A 19,390-nucleotide genomic window follows, 5' to 3' on the forward strand; every position below is an offset into this window, starting at 1 on the left:
CCTCTCCCCGGATCGAAGCCGTCCGCATGCCCGCGGGACGGTCCGCTGCGATCTGCCCGAACTACCCCGAATCGAGGGACAGCCATGTCTTCATCCCTGCTCACGTCCGTCGCCGAGACGCCCGCCGCCGACGCGTCCACCGCCGTGGAGGTGTCGCCCGTGGCCGGGCGCATCGGCGCGGTGGTGTCCGGCGTCCGCCTCGGCGGCGACCTGCCGGACGACGCCGTCGCCGGGATCCGCGCGGCGCTCCTGGCGCACAAGGTCGTCTTCTTCCGCGGCCAGGACCACCTGGACGGCGAGGGCCAGGCCGCGTTCGCGCGGCGGCTCGGCGCGCTGACCACCGCGCACCCGACCGTCCCCGGCCTGGACGGCAACGACCGCATCCTCGACCTGGACTACTCCGGCGGCGCGGGCGGAGCCGAGCACTGGCACACCGACGTGACGTTCGTGGACGCGCCGCCCGCCGCGTCCGTGCTGCGCGCGGTCACGATCCCCCCGCACGGCGGCGACACCAGCTGGGCGAACACGGCCGCCGCCTACGACACGCTGCCCGCCGAGCTGCGCGACCTCGCCGACAAGCTGTGGGCGCTGCACAGCAACCGGTTCGACTACGTCGCCGCCGCGCACCCGCAGACCGAGGAGGGACGCAGGCGCGCGGAGGTGTTCAGCTCCGTGACGTACGAGACCGAGCACCCGGTCGTCCGCGTCCATCCGGAGACGGGCGAGCGGACGCTGCTGCTCGGCGGGTTCGCGCGGTCGCTGGTCGGGTTCCCGCCGCAGCAGTCGGCGGCGCTCATCAAGCTGTTCCAGGAGCACATCACCCGGTTGGAGAACACCGTCCGCTGGACGTGGGCGGAGGGCGACCTCGCCATCTGGGACAACCGCGCCACGCAGCACCGCGTGGTGAACGACTTCGGCGACCAGGCGCGGCGGCTCCAGCGCATCACGGTCGTCGGTGACGTTCCGGTGTCGGTGGACGGGCGTCCCAGCGTTTCGCGCAGCGGCGACGCAAGCGCCTACAACGGCCACGCGGGCTGACCGATGACGACCATCACCACCCCGCGGGGCACCGCCACGGAGGAATCCGTGGCGGGCCCGTCGCCCGCGCGCACGAGGCCGCGCATTCGAGGCAGGACCGTTCCGCGCGGCGTGCGCAGGCTGCTCGGTCCGCTGCTGTTCCTGGCGGCGTGGCAGATCGCGTCGTCCACCGGGCTGCTCGACGCCCAGACGCTCGCCGGGCCTTCGGTCGTGGCGAAGACCGGCTGGCATCTCGTCCAGGACGGGACGCTCGGCCACCACCTATGGGTGTCGCTGCGGCGCGCGCTCGCCGGGCTGGTGCTCGGCGTGCTGGCCGGACTGGTGATCGCGCTGGTCTCCGGCCTGTTCCGGCTGGGCGAGGACGTTCTGGACGGGACGATGCAGATCCTCCGGTCGATCCCGATCCTGGCGCTGACCCCGCTCGCGATCCTGTGGTTCGGGATCGGCGAGGAAGTGAAGATCATCCTGGTCGCGCTGGGCTGCGCGTTCCCGGTCTACATCAACACCCACGCGGCGATCCGCGGCGTGGACCCGCGGTTCGCCGAGCTGGCCCGGACGCTGCGCATCGGGCGGATCGGGCTTGTCCGGCGGGTGGTGCTGCCCGGTGCGCTGCCCGGGTTCTTCGTCGGGCTGCGCTTCTCGGTCACCATCGCCTGGCTGGTGCTGGTGGTCAGCGAGCAGATCAACGCCGACAGCGGGATCGGCTTCCTGATGACGCAGGCGCGCGAGTTCTCCCAGACCGACGTGATCGTGGTCGGGCTGGCGGTCTACGCCGTCCTCGGCCTGGTGTCGAACGGGCTGGTCAGCGTGGTGGAGAGGAGGGCGCTGCGATGGCGACCGAGCTTCGAGGGCAACTAGCGGCGGGTGCCGCGACCACCGTTCGCGGGCTTGTGCGGGCGTTCGGTGAGCGGACGGTCCTGGACGGGATCGATCTGACGATCCGTCCCGGCGAGTTCGTCGCGCTACTGGGACGCAGTGGCTCGGGCAAGAGCACGCTGCTGCGCATCCTGGCCGGGCTGGACAACGGTGCCGGCGGCAAGGTGGACGTGCCATCGCGTAATGCCGTGGTGTTCCAGGACGCTCGGCTACTGCCGTGGTCCCGCGTCCTGGACAACGTGGTGCTCGGCCTAGGGCGTTCCGAGCGTGGACGTGGCGAACGCGCGCTGGAGGAGGTCGGGCTGGCCAAGCACGCGCGCGCTTGGCCGTCCACCCTGTCGGGCGGCGAGGCGCAACGGGCGGCACTGGCGCGCGCCCTCGTGCGCGAGCCCGAGCTACTGCTCCTGGACGAACCGTTCGGCGCGCTCGACGCGCTCACGCGTCTCCGGATGCATGCGCTTCTGCGCGAACTGGTTGCGCGGCACCGTCCGTCGGTGCTGCTGGTCACGCATGACGTGGACGAGGCGATCGTGCTGGCCGACCGGGTTCTCGTCCTCACCGATGGCCGCATCTCCCTGGACGCACGAGTGGACGTCCCGCATCCGCGCAGACGCCACGACGGGGAGTTCGCCTCGTTGCGCGCGCGCCTGCTCGCGGAACTGGGCGTCCAGGACGACAGCGACGCCTCCGTTAATGATGCCCTGGCGAGCGACGGCGTTAGTGAGGCCCTGGCGAGCGACGGCTCGGATTCCGAACCCGACACGGACAGCCCCGAGCCAAACACGGACAGCTCCGGGCCCAACACAGACAGCTCCGAAACCGATACGCACGGCCCCGAAACCGATACGAGCACTTCCGAAAACGATACGGACAGCGAGAAGCAGACATGAGAAAGACCCTGACCGCGCTCGGCGTCGCCTCGACCGTGGCCGTGGCGGCGACCGCCTGCGGCACCTCCGACGCCAGCTCGGAGAACACGCTCCGGGTGGGCAGCCTCGGCGCGACCGAGAAGGCGCTGTTCCTGGCGGCGGGGCAGGACAAGGGCGCCTCGTACAAGATCAAGTGGAGCACCTTCCCGGCCGGGCCGCAGCTGGTCGAGGCGGAGAAGGCGGGCGCGGTGGACGTGGGCCTCGCCGCGAGCACGCCGTCCATCTTCGCCCAGGCGTCCGGTGCGCCCATCAAGACGATCGCCGTACTGAAGCCCAAGAATCCGGCGCTGTCCTCCCAGGCGATCCTCGTTCCCAAGGACTCCCCTATCAAGACGGTCGCCGACCTTAAGGGCAAGAAGGTCGCCGTAACGCAGGGCACGATCCTGCAGTACCTGCTCATCAAGGCGCTCGCGAAGAACGGCCTGTCCTACAAGGACGTGAAGCCGGTCAACCTCCAGATCCCGGATGCGCTGAGCGCTTTCAAGCGCGGCGACGTGGACGCCTGGTCGACCATCGATCCGTATCGTGCGCAGGCGGAAGGGCAGGTCGGCGCGCGCGCTATCGAAACGGGAGCGGGCTATGGCGTGGGCGCGTTCTACTCGATCGCCCGCAAGAAGGCCGTGGAAGACGCCAAGCTGGGGCCGGCGCTCAAGGATTTCGTGAAGCGGACGGCTAAGGCTCATGCGTGGGCCGTAGCCAATCCCGATGCCTGGGCGGCCGCCTACAGCAAGGCCAACAACGTCCCCTTGCCACTGGCCAAGGCGCTGCTGGGCAGAAGCTCGGCCGTCGAGACGCAGATCAACGATTCCGTCATCGCCGACCAGCAGGCCCAGGCGGACGCCTACTTCCAGTTGGGGCTGCTACCGCGCAAGCTCGACGTCCACGAGGAGTTCGACTCCCGCTTCAACGGGGAGTTCGCGTCGTGACTTCTGAGACCCGCCGTGAGACTCGGCGCTACCCTGGCCACGGAGCGGAGGTCGGGCGGACCGTCGCCGACTCCCCTCCCCTGGTGGCCGGAGGGTTCGGCTCCCGAGGGCGCGCCCAACGTCGTGATCGTCCTGCTGGACGACATGGGCTATTCCGACATCGGCCCGTTCGGCGCGGAGATCGAGACGCCGACGCTCGACCGGCTCGCCGAGCGCGGCCTGCGGCTGACCAACTACCACACCAATCCGCTGTGCTCGCCGTCCCGCGCGGCGCTTCTGACCGGGTTGAACCCGCACCGCGCCGGATTCGGCTTCGTCGCTAACGCCGACCCCGGTTTCCCTGGCTACACCTTCGAAATCGCCGACGACGTGCCGACACTCGCCGAGACCCTGCGCGGGGGCGGGTATGCGACGTTCGCCATAGGAAAGTGGCACCTCACCAAGGACGCCACTATGAACGACGGCGCCGCCCGGTCGTCCTGGCCCACACAGCGCGGTTTCGATCGCTTCTACGGGATTCTTGAGGGCCTGACGAGTCTGCATCACCCGCATCGGCTCGTCCGAGACAACTCGCCGGTCGAGGTCGATTCCTACCCGGACGGCTACTACCTGACCGACGACCTCACGGACGAGGCGATCGGGCTCCTCAAGGGCTTGCGCGCCAACTCGCGTAAGCCGTTCTTCCTGTACTTCGCGCATCCGGCGGTGCACGGGCCGCTGCAAGCGAAACCCTCCGACATTGCGAAGTACCGGGGACGGTACGACGGCGGTTGGGACGCCCTACGGGACGAACGCTTCGCACGCCAGATCGCGAACGGCCTCTTCCCGGAGGGGACGGCCCTACCGCCGCGCAACAGCGAGCAGTTCCTGGACGTCCCCGCTTGGGACTCGCTATCGGAGAAGGACCGGGACCTGTTCGTCCGCTACCAGGAGGTCTACTCCGCGATGGTGGACAACGTGGACCAGAACCTCGGGCGCCTACTGGCCACCATCGAAGCGCTGGGCGAGCTGGACAACACCATCGTCATCTTCACGTCCGACAACGGTGGGACGGGCGAAGGCGGCATCCGCGGGACGCGAAGCTACTTCGCCCAGTTCCTCTCCAGGGTCGGCCTACCGGACGACTGGGAAACGGACGTGGCGCGCGATCCGGAACTCATCGGTGGGCCCCGCACCATGGTCCACTATCCGCGTGGTTGGGGAATGTCGTCGAACACGCCGTTCCGCCTCTACAAGGGGCAGACACATGCGGGCGGCGTACGCGTTCCGTTCGTCATCTCGTGGCCGCGCGGGCTGGCGGACGAGGCGGGCGGCGTTCGCACCCAGTTCCAGTACGTCACGGACGTCCTGCCTACGCTCTTGGATCTGACAGGTGTTTCGCGCGCGTCCACTGGGGTGAAGTCGCTGGACGGCGTCAGCTTCGTCGCGCCGCTACGGGACGCGTCGGCACTGAGCACTCACCCGGAGCAGTACGCGGAGATGACGGGTAACCGCGCTTACTACCGGGACGGCTGGAAACTGGTCACTCTGCATCGTCCGGGGCGTCCGCATGACGAGGACCCATGGGAGCTGTACGACCTCCGTACCGACCCCACAGAAACCAACGACCTGGCCGCCGAGCACCCGGATCTGGTGAAGGAACTGGCTGCCGCCTGGGAAGAGGCCGCCTGGCAGAACCAGGTGTTCCCCTTGGACGACGGCACCGGCTACCTATGGACGGCTCGCCCCGCTTCGGAGGACGCCTTCCGCGAACCGGTCACGTTGCTTCCCGGGACTCCGCATTTGGAGCGCTACCGCTCGGCCCGCCTGGTCGCCTTCCGCGATTTCGAGGTGGACATCCGCCTCACGCACGAGGCCGATACGGCCGGAGTGCTGTTCGCGCACGGCGACCAAGGCGGCGGCTACAACCTCTACATCGAGGACGGTCATCTCTGGTTCGCCTACAACGAGTACGGCGTCCTCTACGAGGTAGACCTGGGAACGCTACCCGCCGGACCACACTCCCTCACCGTTTCGGCCACCGCGCTAGAGGGATACCGCTGGGATTTCGCCATCACCGTGGACGGCACCTTGGCCGGACGCCTGGGCGACGTCCGAATGCTCATCGGCATGGCCCCGATGCAAGGCATCGACGTAGGGATCGACCGCCGCTCCCCCGTTTCCTGGCCTCTCTACGAGCGCTACGGAGCCTTCCCCTACACGGGCTCGCTCGAATCCGTCACCTACCGGCCGGGCGCACCCGCGTCCTACGACCCGCAGGAGGTGCTGGCTGCCCTGCGCGCAGCAGCGGCCGCCTACGAGTGACATAGGGCGTGACCTGCCGTTCTTGAAAGTTATCCACAGTTTCGGCGTCGACTTTTCCCGGGTGTGCCGGGCGGCCCACGATGGTCCGTGAGCCCGAACCGGCACACCAGAAAGGATCAGTCATGCACGGAGGATTTCCGGGGATCGGCATCAGCACGCTGATCTACGGCGCGGTCTGGATCACCACGACCACCACCCGCGCCCTCACCCACTTGCGGGCCACCCGATGACCGCCGCCGCCCTCCCGGCGACCGCCATCACGCCGCTCACCGCCGAGCCGCCCGCGAGCTTCGCCACACCACCGAATGCCACCTCGACGCCAACGACCATCACCACCCCATCGGCAACCGGCATCACGCCGCCTGCCAACGTTCCCCTGACGGTCACCGTCATCGTCCCGGCCCATGACGAGGAGGCGGGCCTCCCCGCCACGCTGGAGTCGCTGCACCGGCAGACCGTCCCGCCCGTCCAGATCATCGTGGTCGACGACGGGTCCACCGACCGCACCGGCGAGGTCGCCCGCGCCCACGGCGCGACCGTCCTGCGCCCCGACCGCCGCCTGGGCAGCAAGGCCCGCGCGCAGAACCACGCGCTCCCCCACTGCGAGGGCGACCTGATCCTCGCCGTGGACGCCGACACCGTCCTCGCCCCCGACTACATCGAACGCGTCCGCCCGGTGTTCGCCGACCCGGCCGTGGCGATCGCGGCGGGCAACGTCCAGACCCGCTTCACCCGCACCCTCTGGGAACGCGGCCGCTCGGTGGAGTACCTGTTCGGCTTCCACTTCCAGCGGCCCATCCAGCAGGGCGCCGCGAGCCCGATGGTCTGCTCCGGCTGCTGCTCGGCCTTCCGCCGCGACGTCCTGACCGCGTCCGGCGGCTTCCCGGAGCGCACCATCGTCGAGGACATGGACGCCACCTGGACGTGGCAGATCGAGGGCCGCCGCGCCGTCTACGTCCCCGGCGCCGTCGCCTGGGCCGCCGACCCCGAGACCCTGCCCTTCCTGCGCCGCCAGGTCTGGCGCTGGATGTCGGGGTTCTTCCAGAACGTCCGCATGCACCTGCGTCCGATGGTGCTCCGCAAGCCGATGCTCGCGCTCTGGGTCGTCCTCGCCGTCCTGGAGATCCTGCTGGCCCCGTTGTGGTGGCTGACGCCCGTCCTTCTCACGATGGCCTGGCACATCCCGCCCGCCATCGCCGTCACCTGGTGGCTGGCCAGCGAGTTACCGCTGCTCATCGCCACACTCCTCTACGCCGCCCGAAAACGCGGCCTCCCGCCCCTCCAGGTCCTTGCCAACCTGCCGTGCCTCTATCCGATCCGCGCGGTCAACACGTACTACGCCTGGAAGGCCATGATCGTAGAACTGCTCCTGGTCCCCCTGGGCCTGGCCACCGGCCTCACCACCTACCACAAGGGCCGCTAGCGAGGAGGAACCGTGCCCATCCCCGTCCACGTCCGCCCGATGACCCCGGCCGACGCTCCCGACGTCCTAGCGATCTACCAGGCGGGCCTCGACACCGGCAACGCCAGCTTCGAAACCACCGCTCCCACCTGGGAGGCCTTCGACAAGGCCAAACTCCCGGACCACCACCACGTGGCCGCAGACGCGATCACCGACAAGCCCCTGGGCTGGGTCGCCGTCTCCCCGGTATCGCCTCGCGCCGTCTACGCGGGCGTCGTGGAGCACAGCATCTACGTCGACCCGTCCCACCAGGGCCGCGGCATCGCCGCATCACTCCTCGACACCCTCATCCAGTCCACCGAGGCCGCAGGCATCTGGACGCTCCAGTCCGGCATCTTCCCCGAGAACACCGCCAGCCTCCGCCTCCACCACAACGCCGGCTTCCGCACAGTCGGCACCCGCCACCGCATAGCCCGCCACCACGGCCAGTGGCGAGACGTCATCCTCCTGGAACGCCGCAGCGAAAGGACCGGCACATGACCCCCAGCAGACCGCCCGTCCCAACTCCACTAGATCACTCATCAACCCCGCAAAAGCCCCGCCCACCGCCAACAACCCCGAGCCCTCGACCGCACCAAACTCTCACCGCACCGGCAGACCCTAGTTGCCCAATCTGCCTAGGAGGGAGTGACCTCCGGCGAAGTAACCGGCGGACTGGACGGACCCGACGGACGGGAGACCCGAACGTAGCTGGGCTTGCCCGGAAGGTTCTGGTGGATGACGACGCGTGTCGGCGCGCCTTCGGCCACCAGCCATAGCGCGAGGGTGCAGTTCGCCCCCTTGGCGAATTCCTTGTGCGCGCAGTCCTCGGCGGCGACGGAGACGCCATCGCTCTCAGCAACGATGTTGCCGATGCGCAGCGGCACGTCTCCGGTGCTCTTGAGAGTGACCGTCTTCAAGCACCCCTGCCCCCGGCCGACGCACGTCAGCTCCACACTGTCAGGGGACACCTCGATGCCGGGCTCTTTGCCGCTCTCAGTAAGAACGGACCCGCCCGACTTCCCGGACGAGTGCCCGCTCCCCTTCGCTTCCCCCGGAAGCGGCAGGTTCTTGGGCTTCTCGCCTGAGACCACATAGGTGACGGAGAAGCCGCCGTAGGCGATGGCCAGGCCGATGGCCGCCGCCAGGACGGCCCCGTAAAGCCTGACCGCATGGAACGGCCCGGCCGTCGCAATGAGAGGAGGAATCGCCGCCCCGAGAATCGTCGCAAGCAGCGCCCCAACCGGCGGCGCACCCGCCGTGCTCGCCAGCAGCGTCGTCAGAACCGATCCGCAGACGGCGGTGGCCACGGCCACCACCACCGGCCGCAAGCTCTGCGCCTCGGACGCGGCCCCTTGCCGAGTGCCGGCCATCGCCACCTACCCCATCCCAGCCACCAACAAATCGCCTGCTTGGACGGGTCTCTACCACCCCCAGTTCGAGATCACCCCGTCCACACCCGGACACCCGCAACCCCGCAATCCACCGAACTTCCCACCAATGGAGAGCCCACCCCACCACCACCCAGCCACACCAAACCCCGACCGCCAAGAAGGCGACCAGAATCCACGCACGCCCAAGAACCCCAGCAGGTACAAGGCCATGCGTGTACAAGCCCATGCGTACAAGGCGACACGCATGCAAGACAACGCGCGTAAACAGGCGCACGCGTTCGAACGCACGCGTCACGCCAGCACAAGGGCGCGCGCAGAGGCCGAACACAAGAGCACCCGCGCAAAGCCCCACGCACACCAGACGCGGGCACAAGCCCAAGCACCTAGGAGGCCCCGAACGCACAAGAACACGTGAACACAAAGGAGGTATCTCTCTAGGTGTGGAAAGTGATCTTGTTGGGGAGCAAGTGATCAGTGGGCGAAGCGCCCACGTTCTTCGGGGGGGAGAACCACACGTCATGTCTGTGATCGATGGTGTCGACGGCACCACCTCGACCACCGTAAGTGATCTTCCGGCTACCGTGTTGGAGGTGGGTGAGTCCGAGCAGGAAACGGTGCGTCGTCCGATCCGGGAGCTGATGGACGATCGGCTGCTGGATGAGTTGCTGGCCAGGTCCCGGGACCAGGACGGCGGGCTGCGGCTGACCGGTGAGGGCTCGATGCTGGGTGATCTGGTCAAGGCCGTCCTGGAGCGGGCGTTGGAGGCCGAGCTGACCGCGCATCTGGGCTATGACCGGCATGTGCAGGGCGCGGGCGCGGTGGCGGGCAACGCCCGGAACGGGAAGATCCGCAAGACGGTGCAGACCGGGGTCGGGCCGGTTCAGGTGGCGGTGCCGCGGGACCGGGCCGGCAGCTTCGAGCCGATGCTGGTGCCCAAACGCGCCGGGCGCGTCTCCGGCGGCCTGGACGACATGGTCATCAGCCTGTACGCGCACGGCATGACGGTCCGTGACATCGTCCACCACCTCGACCAGGTGTATGGGACCCGGCTCAGTCCCGAGACCGTCTCCCGGATCACCGAGCAGGTGATGGAGGAGGTCAAGTCCTGGCAGCGCCGCCCGCTCGACCCCGTCTATGCCGTGGTGTTCCTGGACGCGATCGTGGTGAAAGTCCGCGACAACCACGTCGTGCACAACAAGCCGGCGTACCTGGCAGTCGGGATCGACACCGACGGCGACAAGCACGTGCTGGGCATCTGGGTGCCCAAGGCCGCCGACGGCCCGGTCGGAGAAGGCGCCGGGTTCTGGCGCGGTGTCGTCACCGACCTGCGCAACCGTGGAGTCACCGACATCCTGATCGCCTGCTGCGACGGGCTGGGCGGGTTCGAGGACGCCATCACCGCGGCCTTCCCCCACGCCACCGTCCAGACCTGCGTGGTCCACCTGATCCGCAACGCACTGCGGCCGGTCCCACGCAAGGACCGCGCCGCGGTCGCGGCCGAACTGAAGAAGGTCTACACCGCCGTCGACGCCGACGCCGCGTTCGACGCCCTGGCCACCCTGGCCACCAGCGAGCTGGGAAAACGCTACCCGCAGGCGGTGAAAGTGTGGGAGACGGCCTGGGAACAGGTCACCCCGTTCCTGGCCTTCACACCCGCAGTCCGCCGATTGCTCTACACCACCAACAGCATCGAGTCACTGAACTACCAACTCCGCAAGGTCACCAAGGCCCGCGGCCACTTCCCGACCGACGACGCAGTCGTCAAACTGCTGTGGCTGGCCATCGTCAACATCGAGGACAAACGCGCCCGCGAACGCGCCGCCAAACGAGCCAACGGCGACAAGCATCCCTTCCAACCCGCCCGACTCGTCGAGGGCACCAAAACCTACGGCTGGCCCGAAGCACTCAACGAACTCGCCCAGGCCTACCCGGGCCGCATCCGGTAAACACAACCAGACCCACCACAAGATCATCTTTACACACCTCGAGTTACAAGCTCAACACAAAGGCGCGGCCAACCCCAAGCGCACACGAGACACGGACCTGCACCAGGACGCGCGTGGGCAACGACGCGCGTGGACACGGACACGTCGGAAGGTGAGGCAACGCCGTCGCCCGCGGACGCGTCCCCCTTCCAGGACGCAGGGCCAGTAGAGCAGGCGCCGCAGACTGAGCAAGCGCGGCCGATCGCGAACGCGCCGAAGGGCGAAGTCGCGCTGAAGGCTGAGTTCGCGCTGACGGGGTCGAGGACTACGTCAACGCAGGCGTGCGCTCGGTCCAGCACCAACAAGGCGAGGAGGCAACGACGGCGGGGGACAGCGCGTCGCGAGCACGGCAAGGCGTGGCACGGCGGGGCGGGGCATAGCGGGGGGCATGGCACGGCGCGGCATGGCAGGGCAGGCATGGCGTGGAAGCCTCTGGCCAGGCCAGCGGCAGGCGTGTTGAGGCCAGCCGGTATTGCGGCAGGGCAGGATGGCGCTAGCGAGATCACGCGGGGCGCGGTGGCGCGGATTTGGCGGGGTGGTGGCGGTCGGCGGCAGTCGGCCCGGGTAGGTGAAAGGTTCTGCTCGTTGGAGGACGGGCGCAGGCACTAACTAATGGGGGGTGGTGGTCATGGCGTTGCCTCAGCCGGAGGACTTGTCGTCGCTTGTTCTTCGGGCCGATTTCAGTGATGACGCCAAGTGGCGGGAGCTCCAAGAGGCCATCGAGAGGGAGGAGAGTGGGGAGGGTGATGGGACCTTTGTGAGTGATCGTGCTTACGAGGGGGTGACCGTCCAAGCGCTGGTGGAGGAGGACGCCGCCGCTGATGAGGAGGAGAAGGTGACGTACCTGTTCCTCGCTGACGCGGTGACGATGGCGGACGCCGAGCATTTGCTGTTGGCGGTCGATCTCTTCGAGGAGCCCGGCAGGACGTTCCGGGTGCCTCCGCGCTGGTTTCCCGGCATCTCGGCGAACCTGTCCATCGCCAACATGGATTTCGCGGAGTTCGCCGACGACGTGGACGCGGCCGGAGTCTTCCGCGGATTCAAGGACGGCTAGGGCCCGACCACGGAAGGGGACGTGCGTGCCAGAGCCGACAGGGCGCCGCCAGCTTTCGCGGATGTCTCAAGGGGGCCGTTCGCGGATGTCTGAAGAGGCCGGGAGGGTTGAAAACAGGTGGGAGTGACCGTCCCCCACAGCGGGCCGTCCACCCCGGTGAGTCGTCCACCACAGCGGAGAGCACCGTGCGGCAGCCACTCCGTGCAAAGACCAGCGTGTGCGGCGGGTATTTAGCGCAGCTGGCATGCAGTGCGGCGGACGCCCTGCGCGCTTGCCGCCTCTGCACGATGGAGGTGCTGGGCAGCGCCAGTACCGTGCGGTCGGCGACCTTGCGTTAGGCACCCTGCGCGGGCGCTCGGTGCGCGGCAGTACCTCGCACGGGCCCCTGCACGGCGGACGCGCTGCACGAAGCGGGTACAGCGCGCGGCGGACGCCCTGCGCGGATGCCCCCTGCGCGAAGGAACGTCCTGCGCGGGACGTCCTGTGCCAGCGGATGTAGTAGGGCGAACATGTTGTGCGGGTGCCATCCCACCGGACGACGTCCCGTGCCACAAGCGCGCGCGATGGGTGCCCCAACACGCCGGTGCCCTGCGCCGGTGCCGCCCACCTCAAGGGGCGTCCTGCGCCAGTGCGCATAGCGCCGTGGACGTGCTGCGCGGGTGCGCCAGGCCGCCGGACGAACGTCTTGTGCCAACGGGTGCAGTGCGGCCGACGTGCTGCGCGGGTGCGCCAGCCCGCGGAACGGACGTCCCGTGCCACGCAAGCGCGTGCGATGGGTGCCCCAACACGCCGGTGCCCTGCGCCGGTGCCGCCCACCTCAAGGGGCGTCCTGCGCCAGTGCGCATAGCGCCGTGGACGTGCTGCGCGGGTGCGCCAGGCCGCCGGACGAACGTCTTGTGCCAACGGGTGCAGTGCGGCCGACGTGCTGCGCGGGTGCGCCAGCCCGCGGAACGGACGTCCCGTGCCACGCAAGCGCGCGCGATGGGTGCCCCAACACGCCGGTGCCCTACGCGGGTGCCGCCCACCTCAAGCGGCGTCCTGTGCCAGTGCGCATGGCGCTGGGGACGTGCTGCGCGGGTGCACCAGCCCGCGAGACGGACGTCCCGTGCCACACGAGGGCAGCGCGACAGGCACTCCAAGCACCAAGCGCCCTGCATAGGTGCCCTCTGCGCAACAGACGTCCAGTGCCGGCGGGTGTAGTGCGGCCGACGTGCTGCGCGGGTCCGTCAGCCCGCGGGACAGACGTCCCGTGCCACACGAGCGCGTGCCATGGGTGCCCTAACACGCCGGTGCCCTGCGGGGGTGCCGCCCCTGCGCAAGGGGCGTCCTGCGCCAGTGCGCGTAGCGCCGCGGGCCCGCTGCGCACGTGCGCCATCCCGCGGGACGGACGTCCAGTGCCGCGTGAGTGCAGTCCAAGGTCGCCCTCCACGCCCGGGTGCTCTGCGCGGGTACCGCTCTGGGCGACGGACGTTCTGTGCCAGCGGGTGGCAGCGCGGCCGACGTGCTGCGCGGGTGCGTCATCTCGTGGGGCGGCGGCTCTGCCGCACGAGTGCAGCGCGATGGGCGGTCTACGCGGCAGGTGCCTGCGGGTGTCACCCTGCGCGACGGACGTTCTGTGCCGCGTGGGTGCGGGTTGAGGGTACTGCGCGGCGGACGGGCTGCGCGGGTGCCGTCCTCCAGGGCGGAGGTCTTGTGCCACGTGGGTGCTGTGCGGCAGAAGTGCTGAGCGGCGGGGTGCTGTGTGGTGGGTGGGTGTTGCTTGTGGAGGGGGCTTTGGTGGGGCAGGGCTGGACGGTATTCGGGTTGGGGTGGTGCGGGGCGTTTTCGGAGAGGCGTTGGGGGATGGGGTGGGAAATTGACGGGTTGGTGTCAGGTTGTGGGGGTTGGGGTGGTCTTGTGGGGGTGGGGGTCTTTAGGTTGGGGCGCGGTCTTGTGGAAGTGGGGCGGGGATGGGTGTTGTCGCGGGGTTGTACACGTATCCGATCAAGGGGTGCGCGGGGGTCGCCTTGAGCGAGGTGGAGCTGACGGAGGCCGGGGTGGCTGATGACCGCAGCTTCATGGTGGTCGGGGAGGACGGGGTGTTCCGGAGCCAGCGGCGGGATCCGCGGCTGGCGGTCGTGCGGCCCGAGGTCGGTGAGGGTGGGAAGCGGCTGAGCTTGCGGGCGCATGGGGTGGAGACGCTGCACGTCGATGTCGATCTGGACGGGGCGCGGCGGGAGGTGATGCTGTTCGGGACGCCCTTTCGGGGGATTGATCAGGGGGACGACGCGGCGGAGTGGATGAGCACGGTGCTCGGCAAGCCGAGTCGGCTGGTGCGGGTGCCGCCTGAGCATGATCGGGTGACTGACGGGTTGACGCCCGGGACGTCCGGTTATGCGGACAGCAGTGCGGTGCACATGGTGTCGCGGGCGAGCCTTGATGAGTTGAACGGGCGGCTTGAGGGAGCGGGGCTGCCGATGAGTCGGTTTCGGCCGAACATCGTCGTTGAGGGGTGGGATGTGCCGCACCGGGAGGATCTCGCTCGGCGGGTGTCCCTTGGGGATGCGGAGTTGGGGTACACCAAGCTCGCCATCCGGTGCGCCGTCACGACGATCGACCAGGTCGGCGGGCACAAGGCGGGGCATGAGCCGCTCCGGACGCTCGCCTCGTACCGCCGGGCGGCGGCGGGAGGCGTGGCGTTCGGGGCGAAGTTCTCGGTGGTGCGTACCGGGCGGCTCGCGCTTGGTATGGAGATCGTCGTGACGGCTTGGGGAGATTCGGAGCTCACCGTCAGAGGGTGAGGCGGGCCTCGACACCTGCTAGACCTGCGTCGCGCATTCCCGGGTCGTCGGTTGCCAGGGCGCGGGTCACTTCGTGCCAGGGGCCTAGCTTGTGCCAGAGGAGGCCGCGGGCTCGGAGGGCAGGGGTGACGCCGTAGGCGGTCGCCAGGGCTGCGGCGAAGTCGGGCGGGGTGCCGTGGAGGGTCCACGCCAGGTCGATCGCGGGGTCGCCGGCGTGGGCGTCGCCGAAGTCGATGACGCCCGAGAGGTCGCCGTTGCTGGTCAGGACGTGTTCGGGGCCGAGGTCGCCGTGGACGACGGTGGTCGTGACGCGTTGTTCTAGCGCGTCCAGGAGCGCGGTGGCGCGGGTCTTCTCAGGGAGGAGCGGGAGCACCCGGGCGCGGAAGAGGGCCAGGTCTTCGGCGAACTCGTCGTGGATGTCACGCAGGCCGTGCGCCCTGGCCTGGTCGAGGGGCGTGTCGTGGAGGGCGCGCAGGAACAGGCCGAGGTCGCGGCCTTGCTCCGCCGTCGGAGATTCGAGCGGGTCCCCGGGGACCAGGCGGTGGCGGACGACCAGCGGGTCGTCCGAGACCAGTTCGGGGACCGGCACCGGCAGCGGTAGGCGGGGAGCCAGCCAGGGCAGGAGGCGGATCTCGGCCAGCAGGCGGACGTGGACGTCCGGGCGGCGCGGGACGCGTTCGACCCAGCCGTCCGTGAGCGTCGCCTGACTGTCCCAGCCTCCGTCGAAGTCGTTCATTGGGGTTGCAGGCCGGGGCGGCCGATCGTCGGGCCCTGCATCCGCATCGAGCGGTTGAGCGTGGTGGTCAGGGCGATGGCGAGGGTGAGGAGGGAGAGCAGCAGGACGGTCGTTCGCGGTGCGGTCGCGGAGAGGAGGTAGCCGCCCAGGAGTTGGCCCAGCGGCATGGAGCCCCAACTGGTCAGGAGGACGACGCTCTTCACCCGGCCGAGGAGGTGGTCCGGAATCACCTGGTACTGGTAGCCGACGACAACCACGTTCCAGAGGGGACCGGCGATCGCCATGCAGGCGATGATAGCGGCCAGTTCGTAGGGGCTGGTGGCCAGCGCCAGGAGGGGGGCGGTGGTGGCCCAGATCCAGGCGACGGTGATGGCGACCGTCCTGGAGGAGAACAGGGCCGGGAGGTGCGGGGCGATCAGGGCGCCGAGCAGCCCGCCGGCGCCGAAGCAGCCGAGGACCAGGCCGGTCCCGGCGCTGCCCGCGCCCAGGTCGCGGGACAGGACGATCAGGGCGAGGATCAGCGCCTGGAACATCAGGTTCACGGCGGACGACAGGACCACGCTCGTCCGGACGAACGGCTCGTGCCACAGCCAGCGCAGGCCGGTGCGGATCTCACCGGCCAGGTCGCGGAGCCGCGGCGGGGCGGACGGCCGGCGCGGTTCGGTGCGGATGCCGAGGACGGTGCCCAGCGAGATCAGGTAGGACGCGGCGTCGGCCAGGAAGGGCAGCGAGTGGGCGACGCCGAAGAGCAGGCCGCCGAGCGGGGAGCCGGTCAGGGCGGCGCTGCGGCTCTTGGTCTCCTGCCTGGCCAGGGCCTCGGTGAGGCGCTCGGCCGGGACGATCGCCGGCAGCAGGGCGCGTTGCGCGACGCTGCAGAACACGAAGCACGAGCCCGACACGAAAGCGGCGGCGAGGATGTGCGGCAGCGTGACCGCGTGCAGCACCAGCGCGACGGCGAGGCCGCCCAGCGCGGCGAACTGGCCGATCTCGGCGAAGATCATGACGCGGCGCCGGTCCCAGCGGTCCACCAGGGCCCCGGCGGGCAGGTAGAGCAGGAAGTACGGCAGCGTCGCGGCGAAGCCGGCCAGTCCCGCCCGGGCCGGCGAGCCGGTGAGCGACAGGACGAGCAGCGGGAACGCCACCGAGGTCATGCGGGTGCCGATCTCGGAGAAGGTCTGCCCCGTCCAGAGGAGGACGAAGTTCCGGTTCCGCCAGAGAGATCCCGTCCGCATCCCTCAAGATCACCCCCGTTCCCGCCCACCGTCAACCCCGGCCGGCGCGTCCGGTTGCCGGGGTGGGGGGTGGGTAGGTCGTGATCGGTGGCGGTTGGGAATGTCCAGGTGAGATGGGTGGAGGGGACTCCGCGGGCGGTTCGGGTGTTCGGGGCTCGGACCCACAATCTGAAGGACATCGACGTCGATGTCCCGCTGTGGTCGTGGGTGGCGGTGACCGGGTTGTCCGGGTCCGGCAAGTCGTCGCTGGCGATGGACGTCCTGTACGCGGAGGGGTACCAGCGGCTTCTGGACGGTCTGGCCACCTACACGCGGCGGCGGATCGGGCAGGCGGGGAGGCCGGACGTCGACCGGATCGAGTTCCTGCCGGCGACGCTGGCGCTGCGGCAGCGGCCGCCGCTGCCGGGGCGGCGCAGCACGGTCGGGACGATGAGCGAGGCGCTGAACGTGCTGCGGCTGATGGTGTCGCGGCTCGGGTCGCACGTGTGCCCGCGCGGGCATCGGCTGCCACCGTCGCTGGACGCGAGCATGGGCGAGTGGCGGACGTGCCCGGAGGACGGCGAGCGGTTCAAGATCCCGAGTGCGGAGTCGTTCGCGTTCAACTCCGAGGGGGCGTGCCCGCGCTGCGACGGGCTCGGGGTGATCGACGAGATCGACGACGACGCGCTGATCCCGGATCCCAGCCTCAGCATCGACGAGGGGGCGGTGCGGTCGTGGCGGCTGGCGGCGCGCGGCTGGATGCCGAGGGTCGCGCGGGCGATGGGCGTCCGGACGGACGTGCCGTTCGAGGACCTGTCCGCAAAGGAGAGGCAGACCGTCCTGGACGGCCCGCCGGAGAAGCGGCCGATCATCGTGACGACCAAGGCCGGACGGGGCGCGGAGATCAACGCGCTCTTCGAGAACGCGCGGGCGGCCGTCCGGAACTCGATGGAGAGCGCGTCCACCGAGAAGGGACGGGCCCGGCTGACCCGGTTCTTCCGGACGCACGTCTGCCCGGCTTGCCATGGTTCGCGGCTGCGTCCGGAGGCGCTGACCAGCCTGCTCGACGGGCGGAACATCGCCGAACTCAGCGCGCTCACCCTGGACGACGTGGCCCGGTTCGCGGAGGGTCTGACCGAACGGCTCCCGAGCGAGATGCGCGGCCTGTCCGAGCGGCTGACCGGCGAGTTCGAGCGCGCCCTGACCCCGCTGCGCGATCTCGGCCTCGGCTACCTCACGCTCGACCGCGCGGGCGACACGCTCTCGACCGGCGAGCGGCAGCGCATCCAGCTCACCTCGACGTTGCAGACGCGCTCGACCGGCATGCTGTACGTGCTGGACGAGCCGTCCGTCGGGCTGCATCCGGCGAACGCGGCGGGCCTGGTGAACGTGGTGCGGGCGCTGGTCGGCAACGGCAACTCGGTGGTGATGGTCGACCACGAGGTGGACCTCATCCGGCACGCCGACCACCTGATCGAGATGGGTCCGGGCGCGGGGCGCGCGGGCGGGACCGTGGTCGTCCAGGGCACGGCGGACGATCTGGAGGCCGAGCCCGAATCGGTCACCGGGCCCTATCTCGCCCGGCGCGTCGACCTCTGCGTGAGGGAGCCGCGACCGGTCGGCAGCGATCCGCAGATCACGGTGGGCGTCAGCGACTTCTACACGCTGCACGACGTCACGGCGCACTTTCCGCTTGAGCGGCTGACGCTGGTGACGGGCGTTTCGGGCGCGGGCAAGACGGCGCTCGTGCTGGACAGCCTCGTCCCGGCACTGCGCGCCGAACTGGAGGACCGGCCGCTGCCCGAGCATGTCGGCAAGCTCGACCGGCAGGGTGTGCGGCGGATCGTGGAGGTCGACTCGACCCCGGTCGGCAAGAACGCGCGCTCGACCCCGGCGACCTACAGCGGCGCGTTCGACGCCGTCCGGCGGATGTTCGCCGACACGCCCGAGGCGCGGCGGCGCGGCTGGGACGCGGGGCATTTCTCCTACAACGTGAAGTCCGGCCAGTGCCCGACCTGCGAGGGTCTCGGCACGGTGTCCCTGGACGTCCAGTACCTCCCGGACATGAGCGTGACCTGCCCGACCTGCCACGGGACGCGCTACAAACCCGAGATCCTCGAAGTGAAGGCGGACGGCCTGTCGGTCGCGGACGTCCTCGCCCTGACCGTCGCGGACGGCGCCGACCGGTTCGCGGACAATAGCGCCATCGCGACACCGCTGCGCGCGCTGGCCGAGGTCGGGCTCGGCTACCTGTGCCTGGGCGAGCCGACGCCCGTCCTGTCCGGGGGCGAGGCGCAGCGGATGCGGCTGGCGAGCGGCCTGCACCGCCCGCAGCGGCACACCCTCTACGTCTTCGACGAGCCGACGACCGGCCTGCACCCGCGCGACGTCCGCACCCTGCTCGGCGTCCTCGACCGGCTGCTGGACGCGGGCGCGACGATCATCGCGATAGACCACGACCTGGACCTGATCGCCAACGCCGACCACGTGGTCGACCTCGGCCCCGGCGGCGGCCCGCAGGGCGGACGCGTCGTCGCGTCCGGCTCCCCCGCCGAGATCACGCAGGCCCCGGACTCCCTCACCGGCCACTACCTGCGCCTCCACCTCCAAGACACCCCGACCGGCTGAAGCCCCGTCCCTCGACCCCGCCGGTTGGCGATCGTGCCAGGCCGGATCGAACCGCGGTTCAGGGCGCCTCGAAAGCGGCACGGGCCAG

14 protein-coding genes are annotated in these 19,390 nt (G+C 69.8%); 11 read left to right on the forward strand and 3 right to left on the reverse strand.

The genetic code is table 11. The annotated features are described in order from the left end of the window. Positions 1-84 precede the first annotated feature (84 nt). The 7 genes from FHU30_RS23390 to FHU30_RS23420 all read left to right on the forward strand — a co-directional run bounded on the left by FHU30_RS23390 (position 85) and on the right by FHU30_RS23420 (position 8,015). A complete protein-coding gene (locus FHU30_RS23390; protein ID WP_253878685.1) occupies positions 85-1,038 on the forward strand; it encodes a TauD/TfdA dioxygenase family protein in 954 nt (317 codons plus the stop codon). 111 nt (positions 1,039-1,149) lie between these two features. Beyond that, entirely contained in the window at positions 1,150-1,896 is a 747-nt protein-coding gene (locus FHU30_RS23395) for an ABC transporter permease (protein ID WP_253878686.1), read from the forward strand. Beyond that, entirely contained in the window at positions 1,869-2,804 is a 936-nt protein-coding gene (locus FHU30_RS23400; protein WP_372503935.1) for an ABC transporter ATP-binding protein, read from the forward strand. The genes FHU30_RS23395 and FHU30_RS23400 overlap by 28 nt, the downstream gene beginning before the upstream one ends. Beyond that, on the forward strand, positions 2,801-3,769 hold the full coding sequence (locus tag FHU30_RS23405) for an ABC transporter substrate-binding protein (RefSeq protein ID WP_253878687.1): 969 nt from the start codon (positions 2,801-2,803) through the stop codon (positions 3,767-3,769). The genes FHU30_RS23400 and FHU30_RS23405 overlap by 4 nt, the downstream gene beginning before the upstream one ends. A 15-nt stretch (positions 3,770-3,784) precedes the next feature. Beyond that, positions 3,785-6,073: an arylsulfatase gene (locus FHU30_RS23410; protein WP_253878688.1), complete on the forward strand. Its 2,289-nt coding sequence runs from the start codon at positions 3,785-3,787 to the stop codon at positions 6,071-6,073. Between the two features lie 226 nt (positions 6,074-6,299). Next, complete coding sequence (locus FHU30_RS23415) at positions 6,300-7,496, forward strand: glycosyltransferase family 2 protein (protein WP_253878689.1); 1,197 nt, start codon at positions 6,300-6,302, stop codon at positions 7,494-7,496. A gap of 12 nt (positions 7,497-7,508) precedes the next feature. Continuing rightward, the gene (locus FHU30_RS23420) at positions 7,509-8,015 is read left to right on the forward strand and encodes a GNAT family N-acetyltransferase (RefSeq protein WP_253878690.1); all 507 of its coding nucleotides are present in this window, start codon (positions 7,509-7,511) and stop codon (positions 8,013-8,015) included. Between the two features lie 137 nt (positions 8,016-8,152). On the opposite strand, the gene FHU30_RS23425 is transcribed toward FHU30_RS23420, so the two are convergent. Then, positions 8,153-8,836, reverse strand: a complete 684-nt coding sequence (locus tag FHU30_RS23425; RefSeq protein ID WP_253878691.1) for a hypothetical protein — start codon at positions 8,834-8,836, stop codon at positions 8,153-8,155. 710 nt (positions 8,837-9,546) lie between these two features. On the opposite strand from FHU30_RS23425, the gene FHU30_RS23430 reads away from it, so the two are divergent. From FHU30_RS23430 to FHU30_RS23440, 3 genes are all read left to right on the forward strand, one after another. Continuing rightward, a complete protein-coding gene (locus FHU30_RS23430) occupies positions 9,547-10,854 on the forward strand; it encodes an IS256 family transposase (RefSeq protein WP_372503903.1) in 1,308 nt (435 codons plus the stop codon). A 667-nt stretch (positions 10,855-11,521) separates the two neighbouring features. After that, on the forward strand, positions 11,522-11,947 hold the full coding sequence (locus FHU30_RS23435) for a DUF6924 domain-containing protein (protein ID WP_253878692.1): 426 nt from the start codon (positions 11,522-11,524) through the stop codon (positions 11,945-11,947). A 1,949-nt stretch (positions 11,948-13,896) separates the two neighbouring features. Next, positions 13,897-14,727, forward strand: a complete 831-nt coding sequence (locus tag FHU30_RS23440) for an MOSC domain-containing protein (RefSeq protein WP_301323489.1) — start codon at positions 13,897-13,899, stop codon at positions 14,725-14,727. Here FHU30_RS23440 and FHU30_RS23445 read toward each other — a convergent pair. Together FHU30_RS23445 and FHU30_RS23450 are read right to left on the reverse strand one after the other, a co-directional pair. Beyond that, positions 14,717-15,463 (reverse strand): phosphotransferase, encoded by a 747-nt coding sequence (locus FHU30_RS23445; protein ID WP_253878694.1) that lies wholly within the window; start codon positions 15,461-15,463, stop codon positions 14,717-14,719. The two genes, FHU30_RS23440 and FHU30_RS23445, sit on opposite strands and share 11 nt — an antisense overlap. Continuing rightward, positions 15,460-16,695 carry an MFS transporter gene (locus tag FHU30_RS23450; RefSeq protein ID WP_253878695.1) on the reverse strand — a complete coding sequence of 412 codons (1,236 nt, stop codon included), beginning with the start codon at positions 16,693-16,695 and terminating at the stop codon, positions 15,460-15,462. The genes FHU30_RS23445 and FHU30_RS23450 overlap by 4 nt, the downstream gene beginning before the upstream one ends. A gap of 117 nt (positions 16,696-16,812) precedes the next feature. Between FHU30_RS23450 and FHU30_RS23455 the strand changes: the two genes are divergently transcribed. Continuing rightward, complete coding sequence (locus tag FHU30_RS23455; RefSeq protein ID WP_253878696.1) at positions 16,813-19,302, forward strand: excinuclease ABC subunit UvrA; 2,490 nt, start codon at positions 16,813-16,815, stop codon at positions 19,300-19,302. Positions 19,303-19,390 lie beyond the last annotated feature (88 nt).

The organism is Actinomadura rupiterrae (assembly GCF_024172125.1).
GTDB classification, from domain to species: Bacteria; Actinomycetota; Actinomycetes; order Streptosporangiales; family Streptosporangiaceae; genus Spirillospora; species Spirillospora rupiterrae.

Excerpts from the sequence above, each read along its gene's own strand:
- FHU30_RS23390 (WP_253878685.1), top strand. The coding sequence starts at position 85 with ATGTCTTCATCCCTGCTCACGTCCGTCGCCGAGACGCCCGCCGCCGAC.
- FHU30_RS23400 (WP_372503935.1), top strand. The coding sequence starts at position 1,869 with ATGGCGACCGAGCTTCGAGGGCAACTAGCGGCGGGTGCCGCGACCACC.
- FHU30_RS23405 (WP_253878687.1), top strand. The coding sequence starts at position 2,801 with ATGAGAAAGACCCTGACCGCGCTCGGCGTCGCCTCGACCGTGGCCGTG.
- FHU30_RS23415 (WP_253878689.1), top strand. The coding sequence starts at position 6,300 with ATGACCGCCGCCGCCCTCCCGGCGACCGCCATCACGCCGCTCACCGCC.
- FHU30_RS23430 (WP_372503903.1), top strand. The coding sequence starts at position 9,547 with ATGGACGATCGGCTGCTGGATGAGTTGCTGGCCAGGTCCCGGGACCAG.
- FHU30_RS23435 (WP_253878692.1), top strand. The coding sequence starts at position 11,522 with ATGGCGTTGCCTCAGCCGGAGGACTTGTCGTCGCTTGTTCTTCGGGCC.
- FHU30_RS23440 (WP_301323489.1), top strand. The coding sequence starts at position 13,897 with ATGGGTGTTGTCGCGGGGTTGTACACGTATCCGATCAAGGGGTGCGCG.
- FHU30_RS23445 (WP_253878694.1), bottom strand. The coding sequence starts at position 15,463 with ATGAACGACTTCGACGGAGGCTGGGACAGTCAGGCGACGCTCACGGAC.
- FHU30_RS23450 (WP_253878695.1), bottom strand. The coding sequence starts at position 16,695 with ATGCGGACGGGATCTCTCTGGCGGAACCGGAACTTCGTCCTCCTCTGG.